Here is a 20,366-nt window from a genome sequence, read left to right as displayed (position 1 = left end):
CCAAAACTCGTTACAAATAATAGCGTTTTAACTTTTCCCGTTAAAGCAAAACCTTACAGCAAAATTACGTTTATAGGAATTTGCTTTCTATAAGAAGCCAACTATATTTAGCCTAATAACTCGGCAAAAAGATAGCTAATTTCGCGTCATTGTGTCGTTAACTGACAATGTACATGGAGCGTATTAAGGTAGGTCTTTTCGTGAAATACATTGATGATCTGAATTTAAAAGTTAAGTTCACACTACTGTTCATAATCATTGGATTAATCCCCGCTGTCATCGTCAGTATTGTATCTACTACCAGTAGTTCCAATGACGTGACAACCAAAGTTTATAATCAGCTAACGGCAATCAACCAAATAAAGAAACAAGCCATCGTCAAATATTTTGAGGAACGAGAAGGTGATCTTGGTGTGCTCATTGACATTGCCGACACCATGCAACAGCAAGCATTTATGAAATTGTCTGCAATCAATTCCATCAAAAAGTCACAATTGAAAGACTACTTTCATATGAATAAGTCTCAGCTCGACTTACTTGCCAACAGTTCTGACGTTCATAATGCCCTGAGCGAATTTAATCGCCATTTTACTAACAAGCGTCAGTGGCAATCACTACTCGACAAGCACGATAAGTCTTTTAAAGTCATGCTGGATTTTTTTGGTTGGTATGACTTTTTCTTGATTAACCTCAATGGCGACATCGTCTACTCAGTTACGCGCGAAAGCGACTTAGGCCAAAACCTCGCAGAATCACTTTCTGACAGCTCATTTTATCAGGCATTCTTGTTAGCCAAAGACGGTGACAAAGACGCTATTCATTTCGCAGATTTCAAACCTTATGCACCAAGTAATAACGATCCTGCGGCGTTTGCCGTTCGAGCGGTAAGCTACAATGGCAAACATCAAGGCTATATAGCCTACCAGCAACCCATTGAAAAGATGAACGAAATTCTCGGACAACGGGTTGGCATGGGCGAAACGGGCGAGTCCTATTTGGTTGGTCAAGACAACTTAATGCGTTCGAACTCTTATTTAAACCCTACTGATTTTTCTGTTGAAGCATCTTTCGCTGGCAACAATAAGGTTAAAACAACTGCGACTAAAAACGCCCTAAAAGGAAAAACCGGTACGGCAGTAATCCTTGATTACAATAACAACCCTGTAGTGAGCAGTTGGGACTATTTTGAAGTGGGTTCTAATATTCGCTGGGCAATAATATCTGAAATCGACGTTGCAGAAGCATTCAATCCTAAGTCGACCAGAAATGAAGAGTTTTACAAAAGCTACATTGAAAAGTATGGCTACTATGATCTGTTTCTTATCACGCCTACTGGTAGCATTTTTTATACGGTCGCACGTGAATCTGATTACCAAACAAATATTCTAACGGGTAAATTTTCGTCGTCCAATTTGGGTGATTTAATCAAACAAGTTAAGGAACAAAAACGCTTTGGTTTTGCTGACTTTGCGCCTTATGAGCCTAGCAATTTTGACCCTGCTGCGTTTGTTGCTCAGCCGTTGCTCGATAGTAATGGTAGTATTTCCCTCTATGTTGCTCTACAGCTTCCTTTAGAAGGAATTCAAGCAATTATGGGCGTTCGTGACGGTATGGGCGAAACAGGTGAAAGCTACTTAGTCGGTGAAGACCTCAAAATGCGCAGTAACTCTTATCTCGATCCCGAAGGTCACTCTGTAAGTGCAAGCTTTGCCGGTACAGTTGAAAAAAATGGTGTCGACACCAGTGCTGTACGTCGCGCACTTTCAGGAGAACGAAATACCGATATCATCATTGACTACAACAACAACCCTGTATTGTCTTCCTTTGACCTCATAGAATTTGACAACTTTAACTGGGCAATTTTATCCGAAATAGACGAAGTAGAAGCATTTGCCTCCATCCGTCAAAATACATTGTTCATGTCTGGACTAATGTTAGCTGTGACAATTGTAATAGCGATGTTTGGCTTTTATATCGCTAAGCGAATTGCTCAACCGATTTCGGAAATAGCTGATATCGCACAACATGTCGCAGATGGCGAACTTACTATGGACGTTAAGCAGTCTTCACAAGACGAAGTTGGTTTATTACAACGTGCTATTCAAAAAATGATTCGCAACCTTGCCCGCATGGTTGAGAGTATTTCCAACGTGGCGCTAAAACAAGCATCTACTTCAGAACAACTTGCCGCAGTAACCACGCAAACCAGTTCAACCATGGCGGAACAGCACCTCGTTTCAGAACAATTAGCTACAGCAATGCAAGAAATGGGGACAACCGTTAGAGAAGTTGCTTCAAATACCACAGGTACAGCGGCAGCCATTGAAGATATCCAGCAAAGACTGCAAGAAGGTACGCGTAAACTTAATGATACCTATAATTCAATCCTGACCATGACAGAACAAATTCAAGATTCTGAAACCAATATCTTGCAGCTGCGGAATGACTTTAATCAAGTTATCAGCATCTTAGATGTTATAAAAAGTATTGCCGAGCAAACCAACTTGCTTGCACTAAACGCCGCAATTGAGGCTGCCCGCGCAGGTGAGATGGGTAGAGGCTTTGCTGTAGTTGCTGACGAAGTGCGAGAACTTGCCCAACGCACGCAAAATTCTACGCAAGAAATTGACGACATGATTAACACCATCATGTCAGGCGCAGACGCATCTGTTGCAGTAATGGCGAAGAGTGTAGAACAAGCCAACCTAGTACAAGCACAAGCAAAAGAAGTGACCGATTTGAATCAAGTCATTACCGATGAAATGCAACACATCAACGATTTAAGTACACAGATTGCCACAGCTGCTGAAGAACAATCAATCGTCGTTGAGCAGATTTTAGAAAACGTAGAATCTCTCAACCAAGGAATCATGGAAACCAGCGATGCCGCAGAAAGCATTGCAAAATCAAGTACTGAGTTAGCTGAGCTTTCAACTCAACTTGAAAAAGAAACCTCTCATTTTCATACTAAGTAACTAAGGAAATAAATATGGGAAATAAGAAGCTCTTACTCGCACTATCAACCATAGGTGCGTTAAGCTATGGCATGTCGTCTCAATGTCTTGCAGATGACAATGGCTGGAGTGCAAACGTTGCAGCCACAAGTAATTATTTATGGCGCGGGTTAGAACAAACCAACGGCAGCGCGGCAATTTCAGGTGGTATTGATTACGCTTCAAATTCAGGATTTTATGCAGGCACGTGGGCGTCAAACGCTGACTGGGCTGATGAAATGACCTACGAGCTCGACTTCTATGCGGGTTTTGCCGGTGAAACCAAGAACTTTAGTTATGATGTTGGGTTCATATACTACGCATACCCAGACAGTAAAGATGACGTCGATTTCAGTGAGCTTTATGCCAGCATTTCAATGGGAATGTTCAGCCTTAGTTATTCAGTCTTAGCCGATGCTGAAGGCGTGGATTTCGGAGACGATTCGTACGTAGCGATTGATGTCGCCCTACCAATACACTCAGAAATTGAGGTCACCCTGCACGTAGGCCATGGCACCGATGACTTCTATGCAGGCGAATCATTTACCGATTACGGTATTAGCTTGTCTAAAAGTGGCTTTACGTTTGGACTATCAAATACTGACTTAGACAATGACGATATGAAAGTATACGTTTCCTACAGCATCGACATTGACCTGTAATCTTCACCCAATTTTCTAAACAAATACTTCGCTGATTTTATCCTCTGATAGAGGATAAAATCAGTGGCTCTCTTTATGGGGTTTGTTTGCTAAATAGGCAAGGCAAAGTCATATTGCTTGGTCGACATTCGAATCTAATCCTATGATGCAGACTTCCTTCATATCGAAACAAGAAATCTGTCTTTCGGAGGTTTATATGTCCCTCACTGGTTCTGTATTTTAAATGGAAGTCTCATTGATACATTCCCTGTTACCTTTGAAAATTGATATTGTAAGAAATTTATAGAGGGTGGTTTCTATAAAAAGTAAAAACTACAGACCTATGAAAAATATTACGAAAAGATAATTAAACGGTTCCTTTCATTTATAAAATCCACCACACACTACCGTCATTTTTTAACACTTCTTACATAAATATTATTTAATTTGGCGGGTGAGCCTAAGTTTTTTCGTCTATGAGGTAGAGAGCATAAATTGAGTCCAATTTACATACATTGGACTTGAGTTAACCATAGGTAGTTTCATGAAACTAAATAGATTAAATAAAATAAATAAATTAATTACTGGCACATTATTGTTGCTTAGTTCTGCAAATCTTTTCGCCACACCAATAGTGATAACAGATAGTAGTCAGCTAGATTTCGAAGGTGACTTTGTTTATGCGTTGAATTTTTTCGGTTCGAGTGATGTTTCGATTGGCGACGCAAATTTTGACAATGTAGCCGGACGGATAGGCAGCAATCCAAATGGCTTTTCAATGGCGGGATTCAATAGGAATGCATCTTGGAGTGCTGGAAGCGATATTGGAACCGGCGCTAATAACGACGCGCTAGAGTCTATCCTAAGTACAATAATCTGGTCTGGTGAAGTAAATAAGGGAGCTATGAGTTTTGACTTACTAAGTGGCCATAGTTATAAGGTCCAATTACTTTTTTCAGAATGTTGTAATAATCGCAATTTTTCGATTACATCTTCAGACGGTCAATTTTATGAAGAGTATCAAGGAGACAATTGGAAGAGTAGTACAACTCAAGGGTATTTGAGTACATGGGACTTTGTGGCGACGGATGCTGGATTGAATCTTGATTTCCAGCGAATGCAGGTACCTGGTGGGGATTCCAATTATCACATTTCAGGTTTAACTATCGAACAAATATCACAACAAGAACCTGTAACCGCCGTTTCTGCGCCAAGCACAATGAGCATTCTAGGTATCGCCCTGCTGGGATTGCTATGTCGCAGACGCAAGCATTAATCGACTATTAGGTCCTGTAATACATTTTTCTAACCGCCAGTGGTAAAGATGCACAGTAAAATAATATCGTTTAGTCGGCCTTCGAATTCGAACGAAAATCGATTCAAGGTCGACTTCCACCTATCAGCATCGTCAACTTTTTAGATGCCTAGTCAGTTAAGTTCCAACATTTCTTTACTATGACAAACACTGCTTATCATCTAACAAAAGATAATCTAAAGGATTATAAAAAAGATCAATCTCCATTTTGTGTTTTCTCATAAATACAGTAAATATTTATGGGTGCCTCATAGGTTAAAAGCATCCCTGACAATAATACTTCTTAAAAATGCTATTCCTTAGAGTGTTCCGTATCTGGCTCTACTTTTAGCTTTAACCCTAAACCATGAATTACTTGAGTAAAACTTGATAATTTGGGGTTACCTGAAGATGAAAGCATCTTATACATACTCTCACGGCCTAACTGAGATCGCGCAGCCAAACCGCTAATACCGTCTACTTGCGCTTCTGCAATATTTCTAAGTACCATCAATATTACAGAGGGCTCACCGTCTTCAAATGCTTCATTCAAGTATTCAGCCGCCACTTCTGGATCACGCAACAACTCATTATGAGTTTGTCTTACATTACGTATCATTTTTCTTTCTCCGCTTGTGGTTTTTCCAACATTCTTTTGCTTTCTTAATGTCTCTCGACTGGGTAGATTTGTCTCCACCACACAAAAGCAAATATATTCGATGACCCTCTTTACCGAAATACACTCTATAACCTGGCCCATAATGCAACCTTAATTCACTTAATCCATCGCCTATCGGCTCAACATCGCCAAATAGTCCAAGTTCCATTTTATCAACTTGAATTATAATTTTTGCTTTAGCCTTTTTATCCCGTAAGTTCTTCAACCAATCAGCATAAAGACTTTTCCCTGAGTCATCGACGTACTCAAAAACAGTGTTTTTCATACCACTCCTAACTCAATTGTATCCCAAGGGATACAAAAATCAATTTGAGTGAATAATGTATTACGACCAATAAATAGCGTGAATAAAAATGACCATCAGAGATTTCATGTTCAATAAAACTAACTGAATAACAATTTCGGAGCTGAATTGCATGACGAGAAAAATCCGCCATAAATATCCTTGGCTTTCGTGGCATATCGATTCCTTTCGATTAAATACTGAACAAACAAGTGTAGTTCAATATATTAAGAAAGATCATTATTATTCAATGTTAGTTCTAAGAGCTACATCCTCTAGCGCTTGTCTGTGAGAAGGCATGCGCCCCTTTGTAGTCAGGCATGTCAGCAGTTTTCGGCGCAAGATTACGTTCACAACTGTACCACTGCGGCACCACTAATTTTGCATATTTTTTGCTAATTGAAACGCCAGCATTCGTTTGATTTTGCAACCAATAATTGGAGAGAACATGACCAAAAGGACTCGGCGCATCAAACAAATGATGAAACGAGTGAACGACTCCTTGTGCGCCATTGTCCATCCAGTTGATAAACTTAATCGACTGCTTGAATGTGGCATCACATCGCCGAATAAACTCACTCTCTTTGATGCCAAAGCGCGCTAGCGACTCGCGAATGGTAGGCACCGTACCTTCACCAACACCAATTGTGGGAATATCGGGCGATTCAATTAGAGTAATTTGAACCTGCGGGCTTTGTCCATTCTCACTCGTAGTTTTGGCTAATGAGCTGCCCAAATGATTGGCGGCTAACCACCCTGCTGTGCCACCACCAATAATACAGATGTTATTTATCGCCATACGCCCCCAATTCCTGCTGGTACCTAGCAGTTGATCGTTTCAAGTGCCATAGATAAATCGTTTATCAAATCTTCAACAGACTCTAACCCCACTGAAATTCGCATATCCGCTAATGACAATCCCATTTTGGCAAACTGCTCTGGTGGTTGCTCTTTCAGATAACCAATGGCAGGAGCATAAATAAGGCTTTCATGACCGCCCCAACTGACGCCTTTTTGAAAGAGTTTTAAGTGGTTGAAGAACTGTTGAATTTGGCTGAGATCTTCAGTGGCTAAGCGAAAGCTTAACAGACCACTAAAACCTGTCATTTGCCGGTTCGCCAATTCGCGTTGGCTAAAACTAATAAGTCCGGGGTAATTTATCTTGGCGATTTTTGGGTGCGCTTCTAAAAATGCTGCAATACGTTGCGCATTCGCGCTATGACGCTCCATTCTCAGCGACAGTGTTCGTAAACTGCGTAGCAGCATATTCGCTTCAATTGGCGTCATAATTGCGCCAAGCAATTCGTATTCGCGCACATGTATAGCGTCTATCAGCTTGGCATTACCAATTAACACGCCTGCCACTATATCACTATGTCCGCCCAAGTATTTTGAGCAGGAATGTAATTCTAAATCGATCCCCAGTGAAAGTGGCTTTTGAAACAAAGGTGTAGCCCAAGTATTGTCAATTATGGTGAAGATATTGTGTTGTTTAGCAAGTTCAGCAATCTTGCCAATATCTTGTAGTGAAAATACTGCGGAAGTTGGACTTTCAAGATAAATGAGTCGTGTATTCGGGCGGATATGGGCAACGAATTCATCTATGTTGGTGCCTGAAATAAAGCTCGCTTCCACGCCCATTTTAGGCATCAAAAAGTCATTAATAAGGTTGATTGCAGGGCCGTAAATATTATTCAAGGTAATCATATGATCGCCCGCACTTAAAAAATGCAGCATGCTCGCTGATACGGCCGCCATGCCTGAAGCGAATAACTTCGCTTTTTCTCCATTGGCCAGTGCGGCAATTTTCTTCTCAGCCAAAACTACCGTGGGGTTACAGCCTCGGGTATAAATTGGATTGTTGATCTTGTCATCAAACGCCTGTGACAACGCTTGCCAACTATCAAAAGTAAACAGCGAATTTTGATAAATAGGCGGCACAACGGCACCGTAAGGATCTTTGGTATCAAGTTCGTCGTGCACGAGTTGCGTTTGACTGGTATAGCCCGCTTGATCATTAAATGGCTTTGTCATGTTGGTTTTCCTGCTGAGATAACACTTGACGGTTCTTTACCGGAGTGAGAATTACGAAACTGACCAATGCCCAACCAAGCGAACGAAAAGGCCAGCATAATGTTGATTAACGACAGCCATTGCCACTGCCAGTAATCCACCACTGAAATGCCCAAGGTGGCATAAACAAATACGGCAGTTGTACTCCACGGCACAAGGCTTTCAATCATAGTGCCAGTATCTTCCAGTGACCGTGATAGTACTTTTCGAGGCACACCCAGTTGGTCGTATTTCTTGGCAAATGTCTCTCCAACAATAAAACTGTTCGCATACTGACTTGATGTCATGGCGTTCGTTGCGGCAGATGCGATTAACGAGGATGACACTAATGTTGCTGGACGCTGCACTTTATCTAATAACCGATTGATGATTGTTGGGATTGCGTTAATACAATCTAATGCGCCAACATAAATAAACACTAACATAGTGATCACCACAGGCTGATGCAAAGCATACAAACCGCCACGATTAAACAGTACCGTAACATGTTCATCAACCGTCACATCAACGTGACGTGCCATGGTCACATTAAATCCTTGATATAAAGACTGAACAACATCATCGAGCGCAAGCGACTGTATACCGAGTGCCAGACAACACGCAACGGCGGTAGATACAATTAACGTTGGCAATGGTGGCTTCTTGAAAAATGCGCCAAGCAAGATAATTGCAGGTGGCGCCAAGAGCAACTAATGCAAAATAAAGAGTTGTGAAATCGCATCCAATGTATATTGCAAGATATCCACATTCAGCGCTTCACTATTCGTAGACAAAGATGCATGCACACCATTGCCCGAGTATGCTATGTCTGCGGGATAAACACCGCCTAGCCAATAAAAAATAGCAAGCGACAATAGTGCAGAAGGCAATGTCGTGTATAACATCGCACCAATATGCTGATAAAGGTCAACACCGACCGCCATCGCAGCAATGTTCGTGGTATCGGACAATGGCGAGAGTTTATCGCCAAAGTACGCGCCTCCCACTATCGCCCCTGCGGTAATTGCTAAATGCGCATTTACCACCGTCGCCACCGCCATAACAACAAGACCAATAGTGGCAATTGCCCCCCAAGACGTGCCTGTGCACAACGAAAATATAATCGGCAGAACAAAGGCTACAACATATAAATAATCAATATTTATCCAACTTAGACCTAAATAAACCAGCATCGGAATAGTGCCCGACATCATCCAACTACTGATGAGCAGACCAATGGCAAACAGTAGCAATAACGTCGGAATTGCCCGCGCCAGTTTATGCGTAATCGCCTGCAAGATATCTTGCCAATCGTAGCCCATCACCAACAGCCCTGCGATGAGCATCACGGCTGCAGATAAGAATACGATTTCCAACGGAAACGCTGCATGCTCAGTAAAGTGAGGCCGATATATTAGGCCATACATCACGACGACCAATAACGTCGCAACCGCAAACAAGGCTATCGCCAATGAAGGCTGCTTAGCGTTTTCACCTTGTTTGTTCATGAGCAACTCCTGTGCTGACACGCGCTGGCCTATTTAACTCTTGTGAGCCTAGCGGCCCAGCCACCGTTGGGAGCCAACACTATACTAGGGCGATCTTTACGCGAAACCTGTTCTACATTAATTCGATAGTCACTCGCATAGCGCGCGGCATTGATGCCATCGTTAAAACTCACCATGTGATAATCTCCACGACCCAAGAAAGATAAATCAATCGTGAACTCTCGCACTTTCGCATTTCCCATCACGCCAATAAACCAATCGTCACCGCTTCGTCTCGCGATAATGATGTGATCACCGAGTTTGGCTGATTGCACAGCAGTTTCATCCCATACTGTGGGGATTTGGCTAATAAACTCTGTTGTTTCACGCTCTTTGAGATAGTTTGATGGACTGTCAGCCAGCATTTGTAACGGACTCTCAAATACCACATAGAGCGCTACTTGGTGGGCGCGCGTTGTTTTACTCATTGGGCGATTAAAATTAACCTGAAAGTTTTCCGGTTGGCTGTTCACCATAGCGCCCGGTGTATAGTCCATTGGACCAGCAAGCTGTCGGATAAAAGGTAATGTTAGGTTATGCTTAGAGGTAATGTAATCCGCCCATTTATTGTGCTCCAGCCCTCGCACGCCCTCACGGGTGATCACATTAGGATAAGTTCTGCGAAGCCCCGCGGGTTTATACGAACCATGAAAGTTAACCAGCAGTTGTCGTTTTGCCGCTTCTTCCGCCACTTTCCAGTAATAGTCAACCATGGCTTGGTCATCGCGCTGCATGAAATCGACTTTAATGCCAGCAGCTCCCCACTTGGCGAAGGTGTCTAACGCAGGTGCGAGCTGTTGATCTAATGTTCTCCATATTACCCACAAAATCACCCCAACGTTTTTTTGTTTGCCATAGTCGATGATCTCTTGCACGTTAATCTCATCAACCACCGACAATACGTTGTCTAGGTGGTGCCAGCCCTCATCAAGAATAATGTATTCCAGTCCAAATTCGGCGGCAAAATCTATGTAATGTTTGTAGGTTTGAGTATTAATGCCCGCTTTAAAATCAACACCATAAAGATTATTAGCGTTCCACCAATCCCAAGCGACTTTACCCGGTTTGACCCAACTAGCATCAATTGCAGTTTCATCTGCCAGCAAATAAGTTAATTGATTAGTGAGTAGTTGCGCGTCCTGTTCGCTTACCGCAAATACCCGCCATGGAAACGCACGCCCATTGCTGTTTTCACTCAGTTGATTTTTAGCAAGGTAGCTGGCGCGTTTTAAGATGTTCTCATTTCGATCAGAGCCATTTTTTGATTCAGCTGCCAGTACGTGTTGAGGAAAAATAGCATTTAAGCTCAAGCTCGCTGATGGATTTTCGTTGCTGTTGTCACCGCCAGCTAACCACATGCCCGGATAAGCGCGAAGCCCAGTTTCGGTAATCACTAATTTGCTGTGACCAGCATCAACCAACAATGGCAAGCTAGCAAATTGCGCAGATTCGATTTGTGACAGTTTTTTCGGTAAGTACAATCGTTCATTATGCGAAATAAAGCTGCTTTCCTGCGGAAACAATACCTGATGATCATCATCAAAGCGCATCGTCGCTTGTTCATCTGTCACAACAATTTCGCCCGTAGCCGTGGTTGCGAATCTGTATGCAAATCCCTCGTCGAACACTCTGAAACTAATACTTTGCTCATTATCGAAGGCCAGCGTCAGTTCATGATATTGCTCGACGATTTCCGCCGATTTTTGCTTAATTGGTGGAGTAATTCGTCGATTAACTCGTTGTCTGTTTTCATCTATGACATTCGCCTGAGCCAACGAGCTCAGCCCCTGAATCGACATATCGGCATAGGCATCGTTGAGTAAAGCGTTGTCACCAAGCTTGGCTGAATAGTTGATACCTTCGTCTAAAGTAACAGTGACAACCAACCGACCATTTGGTGAAGCAATTTTATATTGAGCTGCTAACAGCGAGCAGGAAAAAGAGAGCGATAGTACGACGACTAAGGCAATTCGTAGCAATGAAAACATGACAATTATCTCTTGTGGAAGCTGCCAACTAATGCGGCATTACACCGCATTAATTGGCATTGTTTTGGGTCAAATTAACGCTATAGGTTTACACTAACTGGGGATTTTCCATCCCACTCGATAGTCTGTACTTTCCCTTGATGTGGGCGAATGGTAATTTCAAATTGCTCAGCATCACTATTGCCAGCTTTGCCCGCGCTATTGGCCGTCTTGTTGTTAACACAAATATTGAAATTGCTCTTGAAGGCGCGAACATTATTCAAACACATATTGTTCCACCCTGTCGGTAGGTACGGTGCAACATCGAAGCGGTTGAACCCAGTTGGCTCGATACCAAACAAGCCTTCGGTGATAGCACGCGCATACAAAGCACTTTCTGCCGATAGATGACGTTGGTTCCCTTCTGGCCAAGCTTCTACCGCATACGGCACGTGTTCACCAAGCAACCGTTTACGCGAGTAATATTTGAAATAGCGCATGGCGGTGTCCGTTTCTTGCGCATTAAAAATACCTCTAAACGCGTAAAGTGTAGCGCGATCCCAGAAGGTTTTGTTTCCTGCCTCTGAGTAAATGCCATCAGGACTCCAAAGGTGCTCAGATAACAATGCAGCCAGCGTATCTTCTTTTCGATCAAAAACACCAAACGTAAACGGCAACGCAATCCAGGCTCTTAGCTTGTCATTACCCTGATAGTACTGATACGTATCAAAGCCTTGAACATTGGCACCAAAATACTTTTCAATGTGTTTGACCAGTGTTTCTGCGCGTTGCTGATAGTCTTTTGCAATGTTATTTCGGCCAAGTTCGCTATTTAAATAACTCGCAGAGAGCAAACCACCGTAGGTCAGCATATTGGTACTTAAGTTAACGTCGCCTGCCGGAAAGCGCCCCTCCAACTCGTCGCTGTCTGAAGCAATTACACCGTCTGCGGTCAGCTTGTTATAGCTATAATCAATACACCAATCAATCAGCGGTAGTAATTTTTTAGCTTGCTCAGGATTGGCATACGCTAAGGCAAATCGACTTGCACCGTACGCTATCATCGCACAATCACCGCGATCGCCAGCCCCATCCCAAAAGTCATCGCCTTCCGCAATAATAGAAGAAGGGATATAGCGTCCTTCGTCATTCATAAAACGTGCGAAATGTCGAAAGCTATTAATCGCTGATTCATTGCCGTTTTCGTTACCTAAGAATGGAAAGAATGGGTTGATATATTCAGCCTGATCATTCGCCCAAATAGCGGCATAATAACGACCACCACCTGGGCCATGCATTAAGCCACCTTTAGTACGAAAGATCGACTCTGCACCACGAAGCTTGGCAAACTCAAACATCTTGTTAATGATTGGGTCTGGCGTTTCAAGTTGCAGATCTTGCTTTAATGAATCCACATAAGCGATGCGTTTTGCAAGCTCTATCTCTCCATCAAACTGGTTATTTTGACCTGCTTTCGTCGCTTTATAATCAACATAAATCGATGTACTGTCGCCCGCGGCCAACACTAATTCGTCAACTGCATTGGACGTAGCTTGAATGTGGTAAATCCCATAACCCCCTAACTCTTCTTTTGTTTTGTGCGAGTAGTTGAGCGCATCTAACGACAATTTAACCGGATGACTGCCAGTATTGGTAAATGTGAGGCGTTCAACCATCATTGCCTCGGTCGTACTGGGTGCTAAGGTACGACTGAGTGATACTTGCTCACTTAGCTGACTCTTAAGCGTCAGCGTGCCATCGATACGGACCTGAGTTAATTGTTCATTTGCAATAGCAACGCCATTAATCGCAATTTGTGGAGAAATCGCTTTTGGAAAATCATGGATAAGGCTGGCATGGGTGTCATTTGGGATCGTTCTTAACATTGGCCATACCAACTTGCGTTTCAACGTTAACTGACCATTAGCATCGCTACCATAATAAATAATCGCTGAGACTTGCTCGCCACTAAATTCAATATGATCTTCGTGACTATCGTTCACTAGCCAAATTAAACCAGCATCAGTGAGTTGCCAGCGATCTTGTAATGTATTGGCTAAGCTATCTAATACAGTAGCCGATGCAGGTGACGTTGCAGGTGCAATTTCAGGTTTTGGGGCAGAAGATGTTTCAGCCACATTGCTATGATTACAGGCAGCTAAAGGAGCTAATAGAATTAATGAAGCTAAATATTTCAAGCGCATAACGTTTCTCTTCTTATTTCTCATAGTACGGCTAACTTCTTAGTTAGCTAATTTACCCTCATTGAAGCATGAATAGGTAACGATAAACTTACGAAAAAGAGAACAAGTATTCCCAATAAATAACCTACTGACCTATGCGATCGATTTTTAACGAATGCTATTAATTCGTATTGAAGCATAGCGTTGCCCTCACCGCTATTAGATTTGCTGATTACAAGGGTTTAGCGAGTGGCGTTTTTGTATTGGAAGCGGACTTTCACCGTTATAGTCTTTTATTAGGTGTTTACACTCGCAAGCATTTCATCTTTGACACTACTTGAAATATTAGCCCAGGTTGTTTGATTATTTATAGCAAGATTAATATTACAGTTTTTGCATACTTTGAATATGTGATGAAACCAATCAGAATGACTCCACTCTCGCGGTGGCGGAGAAGTAAATGCTTTTAGGTTGTTATCCCACTTTACTTCTGCGGCTTCGCGATAGATATATTGATAACTAGAACTTCCACCGCTAGCTAATACTAATATCAACTGACCGTTTTCAAGTATTTCTACACGCTCGATTACTTCCATATTCAATAAACACCAAAAGGTTTCATTGGGCCCCACTTTTTTTGAACTTAATCGTTGAAAAACACACCGATGAGGTTATTTTAGCAAGTTGGTCATGTACCAAGCATCATCTATCAACGCAAAAAGGCAAAAGCCACCTACAGATTGCTCTTTGTTGGTTCTAACCACTGTCGTATCAAATGCGTAGTTCACTTTTAACACTTGGCTTGCTTGCCATTTTTCAACGCTTCTTCTAACAACCGATACGCGATGGCTTTGTGGCTCTTCCACCAACTCAAAATCCTTAATTAAAAAGTTTTTGATGCCCGCATATCGCGACTTTGTATATTTGTCATTTTGCTTGTCAACGAGTCGTTTTATGGCTTGCTCTTCTGCACGAACTTTTAAAGGTGCAATTTGCTTAAACGCTTCATAATCTTGATTTTTTACAATATTCGCTGCATCAATACATTGTGCTTTTTGCGTTTCGAAGTTATTTGCTGAAACAAAAGAAGAAAATAGTAATGGAAGGAGCAACAGTGTGTTTTTCATTTATTATCCTTAATTTTTAGTACTTACATTCTGATTGTCATAAATTCAAACAGTTACGCTTATTACTTTACTAGTTAATCTCATCAACTCCAAGGGGGTTAGCGGTCTTTGATAAATCAATTATGCAAATATCACTATATTGATATAAAGGGGTTAGGCCATTTGACAAAAATACAGTTTATACATCCACGAGCTAGAGCACACTACGACGAAATTCTAATGGCGACATATTAAATTCTCGCTGAAAAATATCATAAAATCGGCTCACCGAACCAAAGCCCGCAGCAAGCGCGATATCCAGTACGGGGTTGTCAGTATCAACTAACATCGATTGCGCATGTTGTAATCTCAATTGATTGATATATTGCTTAATAGACACCCGCATGACACGGTTAAATAACTTCATTGCGTAGTTCTTATGTAAGCCCGTGGAGTTAGCGACATTTTCAATCGTAATCTTTTGGTCATAGTGATCTGCGATATAGCGCAACATCGTTTGAATATGCGATAAACCACTCACAATCGGTTTACTGCCTTCTTTTATTGAACGGTTGGCCAAATCAAAGGTGCTGTAATCTTCAATTGCCATTCGCCTGATACGGCCACGAATCTCATTTATCACCATTGCCGTGCGCGTGTAGTCATTACGAGCGATATCCTGCTCCCAAATTCGGGTGATTTCTTCATCGCAGTGGTACAGGCTGTTAGAAACGATCACTTCGCCATATAGCAGCTGGCTGACAAACTCGTCGGGTAATTTCCATGTTAGAAATGATTGCAACGGTACGTACACGTTGACCAATTCACCATCACCTTCTGTCGCGATCATTTGATGGGGAAACGACGCCCAAAACAGTAACATTCGACCTTCAGGTACGCTGATCTTTTTACCGTTTATCAAATAGTCAGCTGAACAATTAAATAAATAGTTTATTTCAATGTGACCATGCCAGTGACTTTTTGGCATCACTTTAGGCGCTAAGCGTCTAAAACCAAACTGATTTTCCTGACCTTGAGCTTCTAACGGGCTGCTATTATCACTAAAGGCAATTTTGCCGACCCAGTCCAACATCTGTTCCCCCAAGCGTACAAACTTGTGACATTTTCTCACACAGTACTACATTTCATTACCAATTCAACAAGAGGTTACTTTTTGGGAATAAAAAAAGCATTTTTGGGAAGTCACACGATTTCAATAGACACAGAACTAATTCGCATCAGATCTCGTTAAACGAGTTATTTATCAGGAACAATACCGGAGTTTACGAGAGGCTAACCCTTTAACTATAGCGATATAAATAGCGCATAAATGCAAATTCTAGCGGCGTTTATGAAGTCATCGCTGTTCACCTGTTCAACGATATTCGAAGCAATCAAAACAATAACTAAATAAATATAAAACAAAGGGTTAGTCATGAAGAAGTCATACTTAGCATACGCAATTAGCGCGGCTTTTGCGACCACAGCCTCGGCACAAGAGGCAAGCGAGCCAACACAAACAGACAAAGAAAAAGTTGAGGTCATTGAAGTTACAGGAGTTTTGAGTTCACTCAAGGAAGCACAAGAAATTAAGAAACTTGCCGACAATATTGTCGATGCAATCGTCGCCGAAGACATAGGTAAGTTCCCCGATTCTAACGTTGCAGAAGCACTACAACGTATTCCGGGTATCAGTGTTAACCGCAACAATGGTGAAGGACAAACCGTTACCGTCCGTGGCCTAACCGGTGACTACAATGTTACCACGCTTAATGGTCGTAAAATGGCATCTGAAACGGTTGGCCGTGACTTTAACTATGACCTAATCGCCGCAGAACTTATCGGTGGAATTCAAGTGAATAAAACACAACGTGCCAGCTTGCCAGAAGGCGGAATTGGCGCGGTGATTAACATTGATACGTTAAAGCCACTTGATGTTGGCAGCCGTGTTGCGGGCTCTATTGAGGGATACTATAACGAGCGCGCTGGTGAAACCGATCCTCAGGCGTCATTTTTGGTTAGCGAAACCTTTCACGATGACGAACTCGGCATACTATTTTCAGCCAATCATACGTCGTCGTTTACGCGCTTTGACAGCCACTCAGCACAATGGGGTTGGCATGAATGGCATGAAGGCGAGTTGATTGAAGGTGGCGATCCTAACAATACGGGTCGTTTTCCTAGCTGGCCCAATATTATGGTAAGTACAGATAAGCGTGAACGAACAGGTGCCACCATGGCATTGCAGTGGCGGCCAACCTCCGACTTGGACATTAATTTCGATGCTTTGTACACCAAGTACGAAATCGTATCTACTGGTAACATGATTTCATTGGCCTTATTCGAAGGCACTAATTTGCAGAACATTCAGGAAGTTAATTATGGTGCTGATGGTCACAGTAACAGCTTAGTGATTGGCGAACCGGGTAATTTAGATTCACCCGCCATTGCTGAGCTACTCGAAAATCAACACCCGAGAAATAGTGATGCCTTTCAAGTGGGCTTAAACGTTAACTACCTCTATGACAACTTCACGTTTAATTTTGATGCCGCCTATTCTGAAGCAGAAGATAAGTCTGCTGGCGTTAGCTGGATAGTTGTGCGTACAGCAATTGATACCTTAAACATCAACTGGGACAACGGTACGCAAGTGCCAGACATTGACTTTGGCGGTACCGTACTGGATGAAAATTTGGATTATGGTGCTTGGTACAACCGCATTGATGGCGACAAAGTCAAAGACAAAACAGCCAACATGCTATTCGACGGCACCTACGAACCTAACGACGGCATAGTCAAATCAGTATTGTTTGGTGCTGGCTATAACATGCAAGACAAGGGTAAGACATATTGGAACCAAAATAACGCCAGCGCTTACGCCATACGCAACGGAGAAAACCCAGGTATTATCGATGCACCAGAAAGTGAAATGGTCAACATCAACGGTAACCCACTTTGGGGGCCTTTGCCTGATGGTGTTATCGTCGCCGGTAACTTTAGTAATTTCATGGGTAACACCAGTGCAAATGTGCCGCAATCGTGGGGCGGCATTGACATAGATAACCTATTTGCTTATCTACGCGGACTCGACGCAGAAGCGTTTGATGAAAACCTCACCTTACGCCCGAGTTTACAAGGCGGTAATACCTATGGCGTAAAAGAAGAAACGCTACATGCGTATGCAGAGCTAGTTTTAGAAGATGAAATCGCGGGTATGCCTTGGATGATTAACACAGGTTTACGTTATGTTCGTACTGATGTCAGCTCTTGGGGCTATTCGCAAGACCCCGCACGCATTGCTTTTGACCAAGATAGGTTATTAACTGACGCTGCTAAAGAAGGTTCTTTGTTTGTTGAATTCACCGGTGACTACGATAAGTGGCTGCCAAGCTTCAACGGTAAGTTGGAACTTACTGACAACCTAGTCTTCAGATTAGGGCTATCGCAGGCCATTTCTCGCCCACCGTTAACCAATCTATCTCCGGTTACCTCAATCTGGCAGGACGAAAGTAGTTCACCTCCTAAGAACTACATGTACGAAAATGATCCGGGTTTAGAGCCATACTATGCTGACCAATTAGATACAACAATCGAGTGGTATTACAGCGACAGTGGCACGTTGAACTTCGCCACTTTCTACAAAGATTTACATGGTTTTGTTTCCTACCAGTCAAACCTTGAACAAGTCGCAGGCGTTGAGTTTGAAGTGACTCGCCCAGAAAATGATAAGAACAAGGCATCAACCATTCGCGGCTACGAAGTTAACTGGCTGCAAACCTTTGATGAGTTCTTACCTGACTATCTAGCAGGCTTTGGTATCTCAGCAAACTATACCTACAACAACAGTGAGTCAGGTGAGTATTCTGGCAATTTTAACGAGGAAGGTGACTGTGTTTCAGAGTGTGTGCAATTACCATTTGTCGGTTTGTCGAAACATCAATACAACTTGGTCGGCTTTTACGAACAACATGGCTTAACAATTACTCTTGCATACAACTATCGTGATGAGTACAGCTTAGGTACGCAAAGTTACTGGTCAAATCAAGTGGGCGGTTATGTACGCGAGACATTGGAAGTGGATGAATGGAAACAATTGGATTTCCAAGCAAGTTACGAGATCAGCGAAAACATCACGGTCACGTTCGACGCAAACAACTTACTCGACCCTGACTACGTGCGTTACTTAAACGGCGACAAAGGACACGTTGATTACATATCAAGTTGGGGACGTAATTACCGCGCTGGTATCCGCTTTAATTTTTAGCGCGATTTAGTTTGGGGAAAAGCTGTATCACCTAAACCATTTTGTGTTTATAGATACGCTAAACTCATTGGCCCGCAGCCTCTCTGAAGCGGGCCCCTTTTCTCCTAATATAGATCGTCAGCACTTATAAACTATCTCATTTACCCAGAAAAAATGGCACTTCATATGAACAGTTCCAAAATTACGCATTTTTCACTTATCGCCATTATCGGCCTATTCATTACAGGTTGTGGTGGCGGTGGTGAAAGTGGCAACAACCAAGCAGCACCACAAGTACCAGATATAGGTAACGATGCCATTATGATCACCGTATCAGCACCTGAATCAGACGCTGATATATATCTTAGCTGATATATATCTTAATGGACAATATACAGGCAAGACCACGCCCGCAGAAATCGCTGTTGAATCAGGTGAACATACGATAGGCATTGGCCTAAATCAGACGCAAGGTTACTTGAAAAAATCACTGATAGTGAGTGAAAGCAGCAATGGCTCTACATTCAATTTAACCCATGATGACCTTCAGACACCAAAAAACTGGAAAGCTCTATTCATAGGGGTTAACCGCGTTCAAGCACCAGACAAACAATGTATCAGTGAATACACGACAGAACAACTTGATGCAGGATTTGCGTTTTTGGAGTGGAGCTTTGAACAGCGGCTTCAAGGATATAGCTTCAACACCGTCGACTGGACGTATGATCGCATTGATATCAATGAAGAAGTTGTCACGTTAAACCATGAATCGTTATTGACACCTACCGAACTCGAACCTTACTTAACACTGCATAACATTAATAAGGGCGATTATGACTTTATTGTCACATTCTTTCGCGGCGGCGATGTTTTAACAGAGGCTGGTGGTGCAACAGAGCAAAGTTGCTATTTAGGGCAGTTTAGAGGCATAGGCTGGTTTGACTACGATGCCTTGTCTGTTGAAGCCCCCTACGTCACCATTCGTTACTGGGACAACATAGTAAACGCCATCAACTATTCTAAACAAGATGAACGCGATCCTGGCATGTTTATTCACGAGTGGTTACACGCTGTAGCTGAAGTAAACGGCAATGGATTCTTCAAAGGCCGCGGCTATACAATGCCAGCACATAATAACGAAGTTGTACACGCGGCTGGCGCTTACCAATATACTTACCCATGGATGACTTGGTACAAAGACATCATCCAAGGCAAAGTGGTGAGTAACGGCAATTACGTCGGTATTACCCCCGAAGCATTTCTCGCCTGCTCAGCACGCGAACAAGCATTAGATATGTGTGAATAGTAACACCGATGACAGCCCCGTTGCTGTCATCTTCTCTTTGATCACTTCATGACTTATTGTTAATACAAATTT

The 20,366-nt window shown here is 42.5% G+C and carries 15 protein-coding genes and 1 pseudogene; 6 read left to right on the top strand and 10 right to left on the bottom strand.

What is annotated here, in order from left to right:
• The first annotated feature begins 200 nt into the window (after window positions 1-200).
• The 3 genes from ACSLUK_RS00325 (at window position 201) to ACSLUK_RS00315 (ending at window position 4,910) form a co-directional block, all read left to right on the top strand.
• Window positions 201-2,975, top strand: a complete 2,775-nt coding sequence (locus ACSLUK_RS00325; protein WP_448546491.1) for a methyl-accepting chemotaxis protein — start codon at window positions 201-203, stop codon at window positions 2,973-2,975.
• 14 nt (window positions 2,976-2,989) lie between these two features.
• Window positions 2,990-3,655 carry a TorF family putative porin gene (locus ACSLUK_RS00320; protein WP_448546490.1) on the top strand — a complete coding sequence of 222 codons (666 nt, stop codon included), beginning with the start codon at window positions 2,990-2,992 and terminating at the stop codon, window positions 3,653-3,655.
• A 523-nt stretch (window positions 3,656-4,178) separates the two neighbouring features.
• Window positions 4,179-4,910: a hypothetical protein gene (locus tag ACSLUK_RS00315; RefSeq protein WP_448546489.1), complete on the top strand. Its 732-nt coding sequence runs from the start codon at window positions 4,179-4,181 to the stop codon at window positions 4,908-4,910.
• A 331-nt stretch (window positions 4,911-5,241) separates the two neighbouring features.
• Here ACSLUK_RS00315 and ACSLUK_RS00310 read toward each other — a convergent pair whose 3' ends face one another.
• The 10 genes and pseudogenes from ACSLUK_RS00310 to ACSLUK_RS00265 all read right to left on the bottom strand — a co-directional run bounded on the left by ACSLUK_RS00310 (window position 5,242) and on the right by ACSLUK_RS00265 (window position 15,838).
• Entirely contained in the window at window positions 5,242-5,547 is a 306-nt protein-coding gene (locus tag ACSLUK_RS00310; protein ID WP_448546488.1) for an addiction module antidote protein, read from the bottom strand.
• A complete protein-coding gene (locus ACSLUK_RS00305; RefSeq protein WP_448546487.1) occupies window positions 5,537-5,872 on the bottom strand; it encodes a type II toxin-antitoxin system RelE/ParE family toxin in 336 nt (111 codons plus the stop codon). Before ACSLUK_RS00305 ends, ACSLUK_RS00310 begins: the two co-directional genes overlap by 11 nt.
• Window positions 5,873-6,149: 277 nt before the next feature.
• Complete coding sequence (locus ACSLUK_RS00300; protein WP_448546486.1) at window positions 6,150-6,689, bottom strand: tryptophan 7-halogenase; 540 nt, start codon at window positions 6,687-6,689, stop codon at window positions 6,150-6,152.
• 23 nt (window positions 6,690-6,712) lie between these two features.
• Window positions 6,713-7,924 (bottom strand): trans-sulfuration enzyme family protein, encoded by a 1,212-nt coding sequence (locus ACSLUK_RS00295; RefSeq protein ID WP_448546485.1) that lies wholly within the window; start codon window positions 7,922-7,924, stop codon window positions 6,713-6,715.
• Window positions 7,921-9,003: pseudogene (locus ACSLUK_RS00290) on the bottom strand (Na+/H+ antiporter NhaC family protein). The gene ACSLUK_RS00295 and the pseudogene ACSLUK_RS00290 overlap by 4 nt, the downstream one beginning before the upstream one ends.
• A gap of 476 nt (window positions 9,004-9,479) precedes the next feature.
• Complete coding sequence (locus ACSLUK_RS00285) at window positions 9,480-11,477, bottom strand: glycoside hydrolase family 97 protein (protein WP_448546484.1); 1,998 nt, start codon at window positions 11,475-11,477, stop codon at window positions 9,480-9,482.
• Window positions 11,478-11,557: 80 nt separating this feature from the next.
• Window positions 11,558-13,660: a glucosidase family protein gene (locus ACSLUK_RS00280; RefSeq protein ID WP_448546483.1), complete on the bottom strand. Its 2,103-nt coding sequence runs from the start codon at window positions 13,658-13,660 to the stop codon at window positions 11,558-11,560.
• A gap of 275 nt (window positions 13,661-13,935) precedes the next feature.
• Entirely contained in the window at window positions 13,936-14,235 is a 300-nt protein-coding gene (locus ACSLUK_RS00275; RefSeq protein ID WP_448546482.1) for a hypothetical protein, read from the bottom strand.
• A gap of 75 nt (window positions 14,236-14,310) precedes the next feature.
• The gene (locus ACSLUK_RS00270) at window positions 14,311-14,766 is read right to left on the bottom strand and encodes a hypothetical protein (protein WP_448546481.1); all 456 of its coding nucleotides are present in this window, start codon (window positions 14,764-14,766) and stop codon (window positions 14,311-14,313) included.
• Window positions 14,767-14,959: 193 nt separating this feature from the next.
• Window positions 14,960-15,838, bottom strand: coding sequence for a helix-turn-helix domain-containing protein (locus ACSLUK_RS00265; protein ID WP_448546480.1), 879 nt, complete (start codon window positions 15,836-15,838; stop codon window positions 14,960-14,962).
• A gap of 342 nt (window positions 15,839-16,180) precedes the next feature.
• Between ACSLUK_RS00265 and ACSLUK_RS00260 the strand changes: the two genes are divergently transcribed.
• The 3 genes from ACSLUK_RS00260 (at window position 16,181) to ACSLUK_RS00250 (ending at window position 20,294) form a co-directional block, all read left to right on the top strand.
• On the top strand, window positions 16,181-19,009 hold the full coding sequence (locus tag ACSLUK_RS00260; RefSeq protein WP_448546479.1) for a TonB-dependent receptor: 2,829 nt from the start codon (window positions 16,181-16,183) through the stop codon (window positions 19,007-19,009).
• A 165-nt stretch (window positions 19,010-19,174) separates the two neighbouring features.
• The gene (locus ACSLUK_RS00255) at window positions 19,175-19,360 is read left to right on the top strand and encodes a hypothetical protein (protein WP_448546478.1); all 186 of its coding nucleotides are present in this window, start codon (window positions 19,175-19,177) and stop codon (window positions 19,358-19,360) included.
• Between the two features lie 106 nt (window positions 19,361-19,466).
• Window positions 19,467-20,294, top strand: coding sequence for a hypothetical protein (locus tag ACSLUK_RS00250; protein WP_448546477.1), 828 nt, complete (start codon window positions 19,467-19,469; stop codon window positions 20,292-20,294).
• Window positions 20,295-20,366 lie beyond the last annotated feature (72 nt).

It is taken from the genome of Thalassotalea fusca (assembly GCF_053485835.1).
The sequence above is the reverse complement of the archived record's forward strand: the minus strand, read 5'-3'. Positions and strand labels throughout refer to the sequence as shown.